This window comes from Salmonella sp. GDC200615, from assembly GCF_050574145.1.
In the GTDB taxonomy this organism is placed as follows: domain Bacteria; phylum Pseudomonadota; class Gammaproteobacteria; order Enterobacterales; family Enterobacteriaceae; genus Salmonella; species Salmonella enterica.
Map to the genome: position 1 here is coordinate 1,623,824 of NZ_CP192247.1, position 14,919 is coordinate 1,638,742.

At 52.2% G+C, this 14,919-nt stretch carries 15 protein-coding genes; 7 read left to right on the forward strand and 8 right to left on the reverse strand.

What is annotated here, in order from left to right; genetic code table 11:
* Positions 1 to 421: 421 nt before the first annotated feature.
* The 3 genes from mglB (at position 422) to mglC (ending at position 4,088) form a co-directional block, all read left to right on the forward strand.
* Positions 422 to 1,420, forward strand: coding sequence for a galactose/glucose ABC transporter substrate-binding protein MglB (gene mglB / locus ACQ29O_RS07530; RefSeq protein ID WP_001036949.1), 999 nt, complete (start codon positions 422 to 424; stop codon positions 1,418 to 1,420).
* Positions 1,421 to 1,553: 133 nt separating this feature from the next.
* A complete protein-coding gene (gene mglA / locus ACQ29O_RS07535; protein ID WP_000535913.1) occupies positions 1,554 to 3,074 on the forward strand; it encodes a galactose/methyl galactoside ABC transporter ATP-binding protein MglA in 1,521 nt (506 codons plus the stop codon).
* A gap of 15 nt (positions 3,075 to 3,089) precedes the next feature.
* Positions 3,090 to 4,088 (forward strand): galactose/methyl galactoside ABC transporter permease MglC, encoded by a 999-nt coding sequence (gene mglC / locus ACQ29O_RS07540; protein ID WP_254486126.1) that lies wholly within the window; start codon positions 3,090 to 3,092, stop codon positions 4,086 to 4,088.
* 74 nt (positions 4,089 to 4,162) lie between these two features.
* Here the strand turns inward: mglC and preA are convergent, their stop codons facing one another.
* The 8 genes from preA to ACQ29O_RS07580 all read right to left on the reverse strand — a co-directional run bounded on the left by preA (position 4,163) and on the right by ACQ29O_RS07580 (position 11,005).
* Positions 4,163 to 5,398 carry an NAD-dependent dihydropyrimidine dehydrogenase subunit PreA gene (gene preA, locus ACQ29O_RS07545; RefSeq protein WP_000956095.1) on the reverse strand — a complete coding sequence of 412 codons (1,236 nt, stop codon included), beginning with the start codon at positions 5,396 to 5,398 and terminating at the stop codon, positions 4,163 to 4,165.
* The gene (locus ACQ29O_RS07550; protein ID WP_001136413.1) at positions 5,392 to 6,633 is read right to left on the reverse strand and encodes an NAD(P)-dependent oxidoreductase; all 1,242 of its coding nucleotides are present in this window, start codon (positions 6,631 to 6,633) and stop codon (positions 5,392 to 5,394) included. Before ACQ29O_RS07550 ends, preA begins: the two co-directional genes overlap by 7 nt.
* A 204-nt stretch (positions 6,634 to 6,837) precedes the next feature.
* Positions 6,838 to 7,083 (reverse strand): DUF2542 family protein, encoded by a 246-nt coding sequence (locus ACQ29O_RS07555; RefSeq protein ID WP_000605187.1) that lies wholly within the window; start codon positions 7,081 to 7,083, stop codon positions 6,838 to 6,840.
* Positions 7,080 to 7,799 carry an outer membrane permeability protein SanA gene (sanA, locus tag ACQ29O_RS07560; RefSeq protein ID WP_000920077.1) on the reverse strand — a complete coding sequence of 240 codons (720 nt, stop codon included), beginning with the start codon at positions 7,797 to 7,799 and terminating at the stop codon, positions 7,080 to 7,082. The genes ACQ29O_RS07555 and sanA overlap by 4 nt, the downstream gene beginning before the upstream one ends.
* Positions 7,800 to 7,975: 176 nt before the next feature.
* Complete coding sequence (gene cdd, locus ACQ29O_RS07565; RefSeq protein WP_000553526.1) at positions 7,976 to 8,860, reverse strand: cytidine deaminase; 885 nt, start codon at positions 8,858 to 8,860, stop codon at positions 7,976 to 7,978.
* A gap of 153 nt (positions 8,861 to 9,013) precedes the next feature.
* On the reverse strand, positions 9,014 to 9,709 hold the full coding sequence (locus ACQ29O_RS07570) for a CidB/LrgB family autolysis modulator (protein ID WP_000989294.1): 696 nt from the start codon (positions 9,707 to 9,709) through the stop codon (positions 9,014 to 9,016).
* The gene (locus ACQ29O_RS07575) at positions 9,706 to 10,104 is read right to left on the reverse strand and encodes a CidA/LrgA family protein (protein WP_000045719.1); all 399 of its coding nucleotides are present in this window, start codon (positions 10,102 to 10,104) and stop codon (positions 9,706 to 9,708) included. Before ACQ29O_RS07575 ends, ACQ29O_RS07570 begins: the two co-directional genes overlap by 4 nt.
* A 43-nt stretch (positions 10,105 to 10,147) precedes the next feature.
* Positions 10,148 to 11,005, reverse strand: a complete 858-nt coding sequence (locus ACQ29O_RS07580) for a LysR family transcriptional regulator (protein ID WP_000024655.1) — start codon at positions 11,003 to 11,005, stop codon at positions 10,148 to 10,150.
* Positions 11,006 to 11,130: 125 nt separating this feature from the next.
* Here ACQ29O_RS07580 and mhbT point away from each other — a divergent pair, with 125 nt between their 5' ends.
* The 4 genes from mhbT to maiA are packed head-to-tail and all read left to right on the forward strand — an operon-like array spanning position 11,131 to position 14,908.
* Positions 11,131 to 12,489, forward strand: a complete 1,359-nt coding sequence (gene mhbT, locus ACQ29O_RS07585) for a 3-hydroxybenzoate transporter MhbT (RefSeq protein ID WP_000194222.1) — start codon at positions 11,131 to 11,133, stop codon at positions 12,487 to 12,489.
* An 11-nt stretch (positions 12,490 to 12,500) separates the two neighbouring features.
* Positions 12,501 to 13,538: a gentisate 1,2-dioxygenase gene (gtdA, locus tag ACQ29O_RS07590; protein ID WP_001289857.1), complete on the forward strand. Its 1,038-nt coding sequence runs from the start codon at positions 12,501 to 12,503 to the stop codon at positions 13,536 to 13,538.
* A 15-nt stretch (positions 13,539 to 13,553) separates the two neighbouring features.
* Entirely contained in the window at positions 13,554 to 14,255 is a 702-nt protein-coding gene (locus tag ACQ29O_RS07595; RefSeq protein ID WP_000170621.1) for a fumarylacetoacetate hydrolase family protein, read from the forward strand.
* 8 nt (positions 14,256 to 14,263) lie between these two features.
* A complete protein-coding gene (gene maiA / locus ACQ29O_RS07600) occupies positions 14,264 to 14,908 on the forward strand; it encodes a maleylacetoacetate isomerase (protein ID WP_000781191.1) in 645 nt (214 codons plus the stop codon).
* Positions 14,909 to 14,919: the final 11 nt, after the last annotated feature.

Below are 14,919 nucleotides of genomic sequence, written 5' to 3' on the forward strand. Positions count from 1 at the left end.
CGTTTGTCGCACTGTAACTAACGTGTAACAGTTAGTTGTCAGTTTTGCTGGGGTATTTCGCTTATAAAAACCGTTATCACAATATCCCGCGACTACCGGACAAAAATAAAGAGTTGAATAAGAGCTTATCCCATTAGGGCTATTTTACTTGCCATTTTGGACCTGGGCAGTGCTCGCCAAAACGCGTTAGCGTTTTGAACGCCGCTAGCGGCGGCCCGAAGGGCGAGCGTAGCGAGTCAAACCTCACGTACTACGTGTACGCTCCGGTTTTTGCGCGCTGTCCGTGTCCAAACTGGCTGCGCCAATAACGCCTGGTGGGATAGGCTCTAAATACGCTTCGGCGTTCAGTAACACGCGTTAACGTGCTGAACAGCCGGGCATTTTTTTACGCTATACCCTACATAATAAAACCGGAGCTACCATGAATAAGAAGGTACTGACCCTTTCTGCCGTGATGGCAAGTCTGTTATTCGGCGCGCACGCGCAGGCGGCTGATACTCGTATTGGCGTGACGATTTATAAATATGACGATAACTTTATGTCCGTGGTGCGTAAGGCTATTGAAAAAGATGGCAAATCCGCGCCGGATGTTCAGCTACTGATGAATGACTCGCAAAACGATCAATCTAAACAGAATGATCAAATTGACGTTTTATTGGCGAAAGGGGTTAAAGCTCTGGCGATTAACCTGGTCGACCCGGCAGCCGCCGGTACGGTGATTGAGAAAGCGCGCGGGCAAAATGTGCCGGTGGTGTTCTTTAACAAAGAGCCTTCCCGCAAAGCGCTGGACAGCTATGACAAGGCGTATTATGTCGGGACTGACTCTAAAGAATCCGGTGTGATTCAGGGCGACTTGATTGCCAAACACTGGCAGGCGAATCAGGGTTGGGATCTGAATAAAGACGGTAAAATTCAGTATGTTCTGCTGAAAGGCGAGCCGGGGCACCCGGATGCTGAAGCTCGTACGACGTATGTGGTGAAAGAGTTAAATGCTAAAGGTATTCAGACCGAGCAACTGGCGTTAGACACCGCCATGTGGGATACCGCGCAGGCAAAAGATAAGATGGATGCCTGGCTATCTGGCCCGAACGCTAACAAGATTGAAGTGGTTATCGCGAATAACGATGCGATGGCGATGGGCGCGGTAGAGGCGCTGAAAGCGCATAATAAATCATCGATTCCGGTCTTTGGCGTCGATGCGTTACCGGAAGCTCTGGCGCTGGTGAAATCGGGCGCGATGGCCGGTACGGTACTGAATGACGCCAACAATCAGGCGAAAGCGACATTCGATCTGGCGAAAAACCTCGCCGAAGGCAAGGGCGCGGCTGACGGCACCAACTGGAAGATTGAGAACAAAATCGTGCGCGTGCCTTATGTCGGCGTGGACAAAGACAATCTGAGCGAATTTACCCAAAAATAACTTTTCCGTCTGTGGGCGCAATTTTGTTGCGCCCTGAAACCGTGGAAGGGTGACGTGCCGCAGACCGGATAACGTATTTCTTTTGCCATCCGGCGCGGATAGTCATAATTAAAAAGGCCGACAGGGTATCATTATGGGCAGCACGATCTCTCCGTCGTCGGGTGAATATTTGTTGGAAATGCGTGGCATTAACAAATCATTTCCCGGCGTGAAAGCGCTTGATAATGTCAACTTAAACGTTCGTCCGCACTCTATTCATGCATTAATGGGCGAAAACGGCGCAGGCAAATCAACATTATTAAAATGTCTTTTCGGTATTTATCAAAAAGACTCCGGCAGCATTGTATTTCAGGGAAAAGAAGTGGACTTCCATTCGGCGAAAGAAGCGCTGGAGAATGGGATTTCGATGGTACACCAGGAGTTAAACCTGGTATTACAACGTTCGGTCATGGATAACATGTGGCTGGGGCGTTATCCTACCAAAGGTATGTTTGTCGACCAGGATAAAATGTACCAGGATACCAAAGCGATATTTGATGAGCTGGATATCGATATTGACCCGCGCGCGCGCGTAGGAACGTTATCCGTTTCGCAAATGCAGATGATCGAAATTGCGAAGGCGTTTTCCTATAACGCTAAGATCGTTATTATGGATGAACCGACCTCATCGTTAACTGAGAAAGAGGTTAATCATCTGTTCACCATTATTCGCAAGCTGAAAGAACGCGGCTGCGGCATTGTTTATATCTCGCATAAAATGGAAGAAATTTTTCAATTGTGCGATGAAATTACTATTTTGCGCGACGGTCAGTGGATTGCCACCCAGCCGCTGGAAGGGCTGGATATGGATAAGATCATTGCGATGATGGTCGGGCGTTCCCTGAACCAGCGCTTTCCGGATAAAGAAAATAAGCCGGGCGACGTGATTCTGGAGGTTCGTCACCTGACCTCGCTGCGCCAGCCTTCCATTCGCGATGTCTCCTTTGATTTGCACAAGGGCGAAATTCTGGGCATTGCCGGTCTGGTTGGGGCAAAGCGTACCGATATCGTCGAAACGCTGTTTGGCATTCGTGAGAAGTCGTCCGGGACAATCACTTTACATGGCAAGAAAATTAATAATCACACTGCGAACGAAGCGATTAACCACGGTTTTGCGCTGGTGACGGAAGAACGTCGTTCCACCGGAATTTACGCCTATCTGGATATCGGATTTAACTCATTAATTTCGAATATCCGTAATTATAAAAATAAAGTGGGGTTACTGGATAATTCCCGGATGAAAAGCGACACCCAATGGGTCATTGATTCCATGCGGGTAAAAACGCCGGGGCATCGCACGCAAATTGGTTCGCTTTCCGGCGGCAATCAGCAAAAGGTGATCATTGGTCGCTGGCTATTAACGCAGCCGGAAATATTAATGCTGGACGAACCGACCCGCGGCATTGATGTCGGCGCAAAGTTTGAAATTTATCAGCTTATTGCGGAACTGGCGAAAAAAGGCAAGGGGATCATCATTATCTCTTCTGAAATGCCGGAGCTGTTAGGGATTACCGATCGTATCCTGGTGATGAGTAACGGTCTCGTTTCCGGCATTGTCGATACTAAAACAACAACGCAAAACGAAATTTTGCGTCTTGCTTCTTTGCACCTTTAAGATCAGGGGCTCCTTATGAGTGCGTTAAACAAGAAAAGCTTTTTGACCTGGCTGAAAGAGGGCGGAATTTACGTCGTTCTTTTAGTGTTGCTGGCGATTATTATTTTCCAGGACCCGACTTTTTTAAGTTTGCTGAATTTAAGTAATATTCTGACGCAATCTTCGGTACGTATTATTATCGCGCTGGGCGTGGCGGGACTCATCGTCACCCAGGGGACAGACCTGTCGGCGGGGCGTCAGGTAGGGCTGGCGGCAACATTACTGCAATCAATGGAAAACGCCAACAAAGTGTTTCCGGAAATGGCGACCATACCGATTGCGCTGGTCATCCTGATTGTCTGCGCGATTGGCGCGGTGATTGGCCTGGTGAACGGCATCATCATTGCTTACCTGAACGTGACGCCGTTTATTACCACGCTTGGCACGATGATTATCGTTTATGGGATCAACTCCCTTTACTATGACTTTGTCGGCGCTTCGCCCATTTCCGGCTTTGACAGCGGCTTTTCCACCTTTGCGCAGGGCTTTGTGGCGATGGGCAGTTTCCGGCTCTCATACATCACCTTTTACGCTCTGATTGCGGTAGCGTTTGTCTGGGTGCTGTGGAATAAGACCCGTTTTGGTAAAAACATTTTTGCTATTGGCGGCAACCCGGAGGCGGCGAAAGTTTCTGGCGTAAACGTGGCGCTGAACCTGCTGATGATTTATGCGCTCTCCGGCGTGTTTTATGCCTTCGGCGGCTTACTGGAAGCAGGGCGTATTGGTTCTGCCACCAACAACCTCGGCTTTATGTATGAACTGGATGCGATTGCCGCGTGCGTGGTCGGGGGCGTATCGTTTAGCGGCGGAGTGGGGACGGTCTTCGGTGTGGTGACCGGCGTCATTATCTTTACCGTCATCAACTATGGCCTGACCTATATAGGGGTAAACCCGTACTGGCAGTACATTATCAAAGGCGGCATTATCATTTTCGCCGTGGCGCTGGACTCGCTGAAATACGCGCGTAAGAAGTAGTTATCCAGACCTATTACTTTGCTTATCAGATAACCCGGCGCAGCGAAACTGCGCGCCGGGCTTCATACCGTGAGCTACAGCGTTAACGCGTGTTCTTTTTCGCCTTTTTTAAATTTGACCTCGCCTAAATCAATACAGGCGACCGGGCAGACATGACCGCACAGCAGACAACCGACGCATTTTTCCGTATTGCAATGCGGCGTGCGGCTGTGTTCATCCCACTCCATCGCCTGATGACCGCCGTCATAGCAGGAGATATAGCAACGTCCGCAGCCGACGCATTTCTCCTGATTAATCCGCGGATAGACGATATAGCTGCGATCCAGGTCTTCCGCCGGGATAATATTGCCATTCGCCAGCCCGATCATCTCCTGTAATGAGGCAAATCCCTGATCGGCCAGATAGTGGCTGAGGCCGCTCGCCATATCTTCTACAATGCGGTAACCGTATTGCATAATGCCTGTCGTCACCTGTAGGGTCGCCGCGCCCAGCAGCAGAAATTCGGCAGCGTCTTCCCAGGTTTCAATGCCGCCGATACCGCTAATCGGGAAATCGCGCAGTTCAGGGTGCATTCGCAACTGCTGGATAAAACGCAGCGCAATGGGTTTCACCGCTTTTCCTGAATAACCGGAGATACTGGATTTACCGTTAACCACCGGCATCCCGATTTTGCGGTTCAGGTCGATGTTAGTAATGGATTTCACGGTGTTGATGGTGGCGATACCGTCGGCTCCGCCGCGTTTGGCGGCCAGCGCGACTTCGCACATATCGCCAATATTCGGCGTCATTTTCGCCAGCATTGGCAAAGATGAACCGCGTTTTACGGCGCGGCAGTATTTTTCAACCAGCTCCGGGCTTTGCCCTACATCGCTTCCCATGGCGTGCGAGGTCATCTGCGGGCAAGAGAAGTTACACTCAATCATATCCGCGCCGGCTTCTTCAACCAGACGCGCCAGTTCCTGCCACTGCTGCTCATTTTCCCCCATGATGGAAGCAATCAGCACCTTATCCGGATAATCCTGTTTTAGCCGTCGAATGGCGGCCAGATTCTCTTCCAGCGGATGCTCAGCAATTTGCTCCATGTTTTTGAAACCAATAAAACCGGTATCTTCTTTCGTCAGGTGATCAAAACGTGGAGAGACTTCGTTGGCAATAAAAAAACCAATGGTTTTAAAAACGATCCCGCCCCAGCCGGTATCATAGGCTTTGGCGCACATCTCATAACAATTGCCTACCGGAGAAGAAGAAAGACAAAACGGATTGGGAAACTTAACGCCGCAAAAGGTAACAGACAAATCTTTTGTTAACATGAGCAGGCCTCCTCTAAATAATGATGAATAGCCTGAGCGGCTTCTTTTCCGGTTTTTACCGCATAAACGACGGTCTTATCACCTTTAACAATATCGCCAGCGGCAAAGATCGCCGGGTCGTCGGTTTGATAATTATGCGTGTCGATAATATTATGCTGCGCTTTTATCTCCGCAAAGGTATCCAGTCGCGCGTGCTGCCCCACGGCCAAAATAATATTTTCCGCTTCCAGCGTCAGTTCTCCTGAGTGGCGTACATGGTGGAAGGTCACTTTATTTCCGCTGACGGCGACAGGCGTAAAGCCATCAATAATCGATACGCCTAATGCCTGCGTGCTGGTAAATTCTTTTTCGCTGGCGGGAAATTGGGCTAATTCTTCCCGCGCCACGCAGGTGACGGAAGGGCAGCCGAGAATTTTTAACGTACTGGCGACATCCATCGCTACGTCGCCGCCGCCAATAATTAATGCACTACGCGGAACGCTAATATCGCCGTCGGCCTGACGGGCGCGCTGTAAAAAATCAACGGCAATCTCTACGTGACTGGCTTGCTCAAATAACGGTAAATCAGAGCCACAGGACATCCCGACGGTCATCAGCACGGCGCGATATTCGGCTTTGAGTTGCGCAAGCGATAGCGACCCGCCCACGTCACAATTACATTTAATATTGACGCCCATTTCTACAATGCGGGCAATTTCCTGATCGAGTACGCTTTGCGGCAGACGAAATGCCGGGATGCCGTGACGCAGCCATCCGCCGGGCTGCGGCTGTTTTTCGTAAATGGTGACGTCATAGCCTAAATGTGTGAGCGTCACGCTTGCCTGCAAACCTGCCGGACCCGCGCCAATAATCGCGACTTTCCCGCGTGTTTTACTCCCGGGCTGATAAATCTGCATGGCAGTCTGCTGTTCAAAATCGGTAATAAAACGTTGCAGGCGTGCAATATCAATAGGTTTATCTATTCCGGAACGTGTACATCCGCGCTGGCATAATTTTTCCGTCGGACAGACTCTGGCGCAGGCAGCACCAAGCGCATTATTTTCCCGGATAGTTTCCGCTGCGCCTTTAAAATTGCGAAAGTAAATAGAACGAATAAATTTCCCCGGATCGGTTTGCGCCGGGCAATCCTGACTACAGGGCGCATCGTGACATAATAAACAACGTGAAGCCTCTTTTATTGCCAGTAATGGCGTAAAACCAGGCGTGAGTTCATCCAGATAATTTTGTTGCGGCATATAATCTTCCTTAATGCTTGAATAAATTAAGGCGAAACGCAAATAACGCGTTTTAATGATCTAAAATCTACCGCCAGCCTAAGCATTGAAAGAAGGGTATTCTGTGAAAGAATTCACAAAAAAATGAAACCAGAATGCAAAACAGCATTTGCTCCTTATATCATAATAATAACTATTCTCAATTTTAAAGGGATAATAAATAGATTAACGATAAAAAAGAAGATAAATAATCATTCCAGTAAATAAAAAACCGCAACCGGTATAAAGAAAAAGATAAGACCAATATTGTACGGGATCGGCATGGCGATAGACATAAACCGGTTTTCGCGCATTTTTGACAACTTTATCTACCGCGCCGGTTCGCCAGCCTTTCCAGGCCTCACGGAAGCAAAAAAGCGGGAGTAGCAGAAAGGCTAATATGACAAATATCGTCTGTACATCCATGATCATTTCCCTTTTTTCTTTTCCAGTTCAAGCAATTGTTCCGGCGTAACTGCCGGATACCCCTGGGCGTCATTCGGCACCTGATGCTGCGTGGGAATAGGTACCAGCGGGCCTAAAAAACGCGGTTCGCGTTTAAAAATATAGAGATCCGCCAGCGCGCTAAAGCGGGCGCCAAATTCGCGCAGGCGCACTGTCAGCATATTTTTGGGCGAAGGTACCGCGTAACACTGCGCCTGAATGCCCATATGCAGCGCAATAAACAAGGCGCGTTCGCAGTGGAAGCGCTGAGTGATGATAATAAAGTCGTTGGTATCAAACACTTTGCGGGTACGCACAATGGAGTCAAGCGTACGGAAGCCAGCGTAATCAAGCACAATGTCCGCAGGATCGACGCCCGCCGCGATAAGGTCTTTGCGCATGGTCATCGGTTCGTTATAGCTTTGCAGGGCATTGTCGCCGCTGAGCAGCAGGTAATTGACTTTACCGCTATTGTAAGCGTTTAACGCGCCCTGGATACGATAACGATAGTACTGATTAATGACACCCTTGCGATAGTATTTGGCTGTCCCTAACACGACGCCAACCTGGCGGTAGGGGAGATCCTGTAGCTCGTCATAGATATAGGGCGCTGTTTTCCAGCTCATCCACCGATCGAGGCCAAGCACCGTCAACAGCAGCAAGCCTAACAGGACCAACAGGCTGTAAAACACGCGCTTTAACATGCAGGAAACTCGATACCAGGATGAAAGTACGATCAGGCTACTGTACCCGAAGACGTAGCGCAAGAAACCGCCGTCTGATTGCGGAGATTTTCAGCATGATTTCCCTTGTATCGAGTCGCGGGAGAGGAGAGTCAGGCCGGATAAGACGCCAGTGCGTCGCTATCCGGCACATTTGCTTAGCCGAGAAGGACGCGGTCAATATTATGGCAACCTAACGCTTTCAGCGTTGCGGCGGTGGCATCCCATTGAATTAATGCTGCATCGCCTTTTTCCGCCAGAATCGCGCGCTGAATATCCGCATAGTCATAGCCATTGAGACTCAGCAGGTTTAGCGCGCCTTGCAGCGGGGGAAGCGTAGGGTTAAAGGCGGCGTTTTCCGCATAGCTGCCGGTGAAAATACGGCCATCTTTACATTCCAGCGCCACGCCGCTCGGTGAGTGGCTATAAGGCATATGGCTCTTATTGGCTGCCGTTATCGCCGCTTGCGTTAGCGTATCGCCCGTTAACGTAAAGCCATGATCCTGCTCGTCCATCAGCAGCGTTTTGATCTCCAGATCTTTTGGCCCGAAAGCGTCAGGCAGATAATCGCGTAACGTATGCGGCGCGCGGCCCGGCAGATGAATGCGCAGATCCAGACCGCTGTTCAGCTCGTTCATAAACTGGCGACAGTGGCCGCAAGGCGTGTAGTTAACGGTGACGGCGGCGAGCCCTTTTTCGCCGCGTAGCCAGGCGTGGCTAATCGCGCTTTGTTCAGCATGCACAGTTTGTTGCATGGTGGCGCCCAGGAACTCCATATTCGCGCCGAAATACCAGTTGCCGCTGACGCCGCGCGCAATCGCGCCGACGTTAAAATGGGACAAATCGGTACGGGCGCAGGCCGCCGCCAGAGGTAACAGTGCGAAAGCCAGCGCGTCTTCGTCCAGTCCCGCCGTATTTTTAAGCGTCGAGACCTGCTCTGCGGTCAGCATGGCGGGAAAATGGTGGTCCGCCAGGATAGGGGCCAGCGCTGATTGCAAATTATCCGCAAGCTGGGCAAAAGCAGTTTGAAAACGTGGATGCATGGCGTTGCCTCATAACAATGTAATGGAACCGTAGTTTACGGGCCTGCTATGTCTTAATATGTGATCTAAATCTCATTGCTTATGCAACTTGTGAAACTTAAATGAAAAATGCGCGACGTATCGCAAATTTTAACCCGGTCTTTTGTCCCGTCGTTAGCGCATTACCGCCAGAATGAGCGGAAACAAAAAGGGCGCTACCAGCGAGGTAATAATGCCGCAGATCACCAGCGCCAGGGAGCTAAACGCGCCTTCCTGGTAATCCAGCTCGGCGCAGCGCGCAGTACCGAGCGCATGTGAGGCGGTCCCTATTGCCAGCCCGCGTGCGGCCTTAGTACGGATGTGCATCGCGTTTAACAGCGTGTGGCCAAACACCGCGCCCAGAATACCGACAAAAATTACGCATACCGCGCTGATCGCGGGGATGCCGCCGATGCTGCCGCCCACCGCCATCGCGATAGGCGTAGTCACGGATTTAGGCAGTACCGATGCCGCGATTTCAGGCGTTGCGCCCATCAGCAAGGCAACGGATGTCCCGGTAATCATCGCTACCAGACTGCCGACAAAACAGATGCTAATAATGGATTTCCAACGCGCGCGAATCTGGTGCAATTGTTCATAAAGGGGATAGGCCAGTGCCACTACCGCCGGTTGCAGCAGATCGTTAAGTACTTCGCTGCCTTTGAAGTAGTGCTCGTAGGGAATACCGGTCAGCAACAGAAAAGGAATAATGACTACCATTGCCACCAGCAGCGGATTCAGCAACGGCATTTTAAAATGCGCCGCCAGTCGGCGGGCGGCGAAAAATACCGCCAGCGTCAGCGGTAACGACCACCAGATATATGTCATCATTTTTTCGTTCCCTTCTGCCCAACCACTTTACGCTCACCGTGTATCAGATGTGAACTCCAGCTTACGACCACAAAAACGACCAGCGTACTGATAGCGCAAGAGACCACCACCGGGCCGAATTGCGCGCGCAGTAAGTCAAAATATTGCATGACCCCAACGCCAATCGGCACAAACAGCAACGCCATATAACGAATCAGCACATAACAGCCGGGGTTAACCCACTTTGCCGGCAGAATTTGCAGCGCCAGCAATACAAACAGAATTAACATCCCGATAATGCTGCCGGGAATAGTGATAGGAAGCAGTGATGCAAGAAAAATGCCTGCGTACAAACAGGCATAAATCAATACAAAAGCGCGTATATATTGCCAGATAATATTCAGTGACTTACTCATGTTTAAAGCCCTTGATGAGATGGATTCATCATACAATTAAACGTTAAAACGTGCTACCGATCACATCATGAATTCTTAGCATAGTGGGTATAGACAGCAGGAACATCGGGCAATGCCCCTGGCTGGCATAGCGTTGCGCCAGCCGTAAAGAAAGAATAGAGATCATATCGCTGCTTTGCAGCAAATTGGTGCTGACGTTCATTGACGCCGATTCAATGGTGTTTTCCGGGAGCATGACGCCATTATCGACGAGGGCGTTATCAATACTGATGCGAATAGGGGTGCCGGTTGGCCAGACTATCCACCGCCAGTGCGCCAGATCGCTCCAGGCGATCTGCGCTCGCGCGGCCAGCGGATGGTGCGGACGCGCCACAAAGCAGACCGGCTCGGTATAAAGTACCTGATAATTAAGCGGCAGTTGCAGGGCGCGGCCGCCGACACGCCCTACCACCACATCCACCTGACCGGCAAGCAAATCGTGCAGCAGCGGCGTCATTACCTTCTCTTCAATATTCAGATGCAGCGTCGGCATTTCGTTAAGCAGGCTCAGAATCGCCTGTGATACGCAGTCAGTCGCCACGGGCGAACAGCCGATCTTCAGGCTGCCAACCAGGCCGCCCTGCTTGAAACGGGCGATTTCATACTGTGAACGCTCCAGATCGTTAATTAGGCGCTGGGCGTGCTGGAGCAGTAATTTACCGCCTTCCGAGGGGCGTAGTCCTTTACTGTGGCGCTCAAAAAGCGTGATGCCTATCTCATCTTCGAGTTGAGATAGCCACTTCGATAGCGCCGGCTGGGAGATATTCATCATCCGGGCGACGTGCGTCAGGTTGCCCTGTTCGCCCAGCGCAACCAGCGTTTGCAGGTGATGTAATTTCAATTTCTGCGCCCAGTTCGCCATTCGCTATAACCTCCAGGTTATGTCTCTGCCTGAAAAGCCATTGTACATTTTATCGCTCACTCTACAAACTCGTAACATAGCAAACATAAAAACAACATCTATCTCCCTGCACTGAGGCATTAGCTATGACTCAACGACGTGATCTACAAGCCCTTATTGATGCCGCGCCCGTCGGCAAAATGCAGTGGCGCGTTATCATCTGCTGTTTTCTGGTGGTTATGCTCGACGGTTTTGACACCGCCGCGATTGGCTTCATCGCCCCGGATATTCGTACTCACTGGCAGCTAAGCGCCAGCGAACTTGCGCCGCTGTTTGGCGCAGGGCTGCTGGGGCTTACGGCCGGCGCGCTGCTATGCGGGCCGCTGGCGGATCGTTTTGGCCGCAAGCGGGTCATTGAGCTTTGCGTGGCGCTATTCGGCGCATTGAGCCTGCTTTCCGCTTTCTCGCCGGATATAGAAACCCTGGTGTTGCTGCGCTTCTTAACCGGTCTGGGACTGGGCGGAGCGATGCCGAATACCATCACCATGACGTCGGAATACCTTCCCGCTCGTCGACGCGGAGCGCTGGTCACGCTGATGTTCTGCGGTTTTACCCTGGGGTCGGCGATGGGCGGGATTGTGAGCGCGCAACTGGTGCCGCTGATTGGCTGGCACGGAATTCTGGCGCTAGGCGGCATCTTGCCTTTGATGCTGTTTTTCGGCCTGCTGTTCGCGCTGCCGGAATCTCCCCGCTGGCAGGTACGCCGCCAACTACCGCAAGCCGTTGTCGCCCGGACGGTCAGCGCCATTACCGGCGAGCGCTATCACGATACGCAATTCTTTCTGCATGAGACGGCAGCCGTCGCCAAAGGCAGTATTCGCCAGCTTTTTGCCGGGCGACAGCTTGTCATTACCCTGATGTTATGGGTGGTGTTCTTTATGAGCCTGCTCATTATCTATCTGCTTTCCAGCTGGATGCCGACGTTACTTAACCATCGCGGTATTGATCTGCAACAGGCGTCGTGGGTGACTGCCGCATTCCAGGTTGGCGGCACGCTTGGCGCGCTGTTACTCGGCGTGTTGATGGATCGGCTTAACCCGTTCCGGGTACTGGCGGTGAGCTATGCGCTGGGCGCGGTTTGCATTGTCATGATAGGCCTGAGCGAAAACGGCCTTTGGCTGATGGCGCTGGCGATTTTTGGTACCGGCATCGGTATTAGCGGTTCACAGGTCGGGCTTAATGCTCTGACGGCGACGCTGTACCCCACCCAAAGCCGGGCGACGGGCGTGAGCTGGTCGAACGCCATTGGACGCTGCGGGGCGATTGTCGGTTCGCTCTCCGGCGGCATGATGATGGCCCTCAATTTCTCTTTCGATACGTTGTTTTTTGTCATTGCTATTCCGGCGGCTATCAGCGCGGTAATGCTTACCCTGCTGACGGTGGTTGTCCGCCTTTCGATTTCTGTACCTGACGACCTGCCGCGTGCCAGCGTCGTAAACGAATAAGGAGAATCTCCATGTCTGAAATAAATCAGAACGTAAAAGATAGCCGTCAGCAGTATTACCAGCATATTTCCGGGCAGAATCTGACGCCGCTGTGGGAATCGTTACATCACCTGGTACCGCAGACGCCAAACGCCAACTGCGCGCCGGCCTACTGGAATTATCAGGAAATTCGTCCGCTACTGATGGAAAGCGGCAATGTCATTGGCGCGAAAGAGGCGATCCGCCGGGTGCTGGTGCTGGAAAATCCGGCATTGCGCGGTCAGTCGTCGATCACGGCGACCTTATACGCTGGTTTACAGCTGATCCTGCCCGGCGAAGTCGCGCCGAGTCATCGCCATAACCAGTCGGCGCTGCGTTTTATCGTCGAAGGTAAAGGCGCATTTACCGCGGTGGACGGCGAGCGCACGCCAATGCATACCGGCGATTTTATCCTGACGCCGCAGTGGCGCTGGCACGATCATGGTAATCCGGGGTCAGAGCCGGTGGTATGGCTGGATGGTCTGGATCTGCCGTTAGTCAACCTCCTGGGCTGTGGGTTTGCGGAAGACTATCCCGAAGATCAGCAGCCGGTGACGCGAAAAGAGGGCGATTATCTGCCGCGCTATGCAGCGAATATGCTGCCGCTGCGCCACCAGCGCGGGAACTCGTCGCCGATTTTCAACTACCGTTACGACCGCAGTCGCGAGGCGTTGCACGATCTGACCCGTATGGGCGATCCGGATGAGTGGGAAGGCTACAAGCTGCGTTACGTTAATCCCGTCACCGGCGGTTATCCGATGCCGTCGATGGGCGCGTTCCTGCAACTGCTGCCAAAAGGCTTTGCCTCGCGTGTGGCGCGGAGCACCGACAGCACTATCTACCACGTCGTTGAAGGGGCAGGGCAGGTCACTATCGGCAACGAAACTTTTCATTTTTCCGCAAAAGACATTTTTGTGGCGCCGACCTGGCATGAGGTGTCGTTTCGCAGCAGCGAAGACACGGTGTTATTCAGTTTTTCGGACAAGCCGGTTCAGGAAGCCCTGGGGCTGTTCCGCGAAGCACGTTATTAATTAGGGAGAGAGAACATGACCAAATATGTATTCCAGCCGCAGGCTCCGGTAACAGTACCCGTGGCGGGCAGTGATGAGCAGTTTCCGGTACGTCGCGTTTACTGCGTGGGTCGCAACTATGCCGCCCATGCCCGTGAAATGGGCTTTGATCCCGACCGCGAACCGCCGTTCTTCTTTTGTAAACCAGCGGACGCTGTCGTCCCGGTAGCGGCGGGGGATACCCTGGAACTGCCGTATCCGGCGCAGACTGATAACTACCATTATGAAATTGAGCTGGTGGTGGCGATTGGTAAAAAAGGGAGCGATATTCCGCTGGAAAAAGCCCATGAATATGTCTGGGGATACGCCACCGGTCTGGACATGACGCGTCGCGATCGTCAGATGGAAATGCGTCAGATGGGACGCCCGTGGGAAATCGGCAAAGCGTTCGATCTCTCCGCGCCCATTGCGCCATTACACAAAGCCGCTGAAACGCATAATGTGGATAACGCCCCTATTTGGCTACAGGTTAACGGCGAAGACCATCAGCGCAGCGATATTCGTCACCTGATTTGGTCGGTGAATGAAACCATCAGCTATTTGTCCGGCTTTTTTGAATTGCAGCCAGGCGATTTGATTTTCACCGGTACGCCAGAGGGGGTGGGCGCCGTGGTGAAAGGGGATGTCATCACCGGGAACGTAGAAGGTCTGACGCCGATTGCTGTGAAAATTGTCTGAGGTGAACGATGAAGCTGTACAGTTTCTTTAATAGTTCGGCGTCTTATCGTGTACGTATTGCGCTGGCGTTAAAGGGGATTGATTACCAGACGGTGGGCGTCAATATTCGTATCGGCCAGCAGAATGCGCTGGCCTACCGACGGATGAATCCGGTAGGCCTGGTGCCGACGCTGGTCACTGATGACGGCGAATCGTTGGGGCAATCGCTGGCCATCGTCGACTGGCTGGACCGACATTTTCCGCAAACGCCGCTGCTGCCGACGAGCGGCCCGGCGCGCAGCCAGGCGCTGGAAATTGTCTACGCTATCGCCTGCGATATACACCCAATCAATAACATGCGCGTGTTGCGCTACCTGACCGATGAGCTGAAGGTTAGCGAAGAGGATAAAAAACGCTGGTACGCCCACTGGATACAGCAAGGGTTAAGCGCGGTAGAGCAGCTATTGCGTAAAAGTCAGTCCGGACGATTCTGCGTGGGCGACGCGCCAGGACTTGCGGACTGCTGCCTGATTCCTCAGTGGGCGAATGCGCTCAGGATGGGCTGCGATTTATCAGGCTATCCGCGCTGTAAAGCCGTTTATGACGCCTGCGTACAGCTACCGGCGTTTATTGCCGCCGCGCCGGAAAATCAACAAGATAAAATCCCGGCCTGAAAAGGAGAATG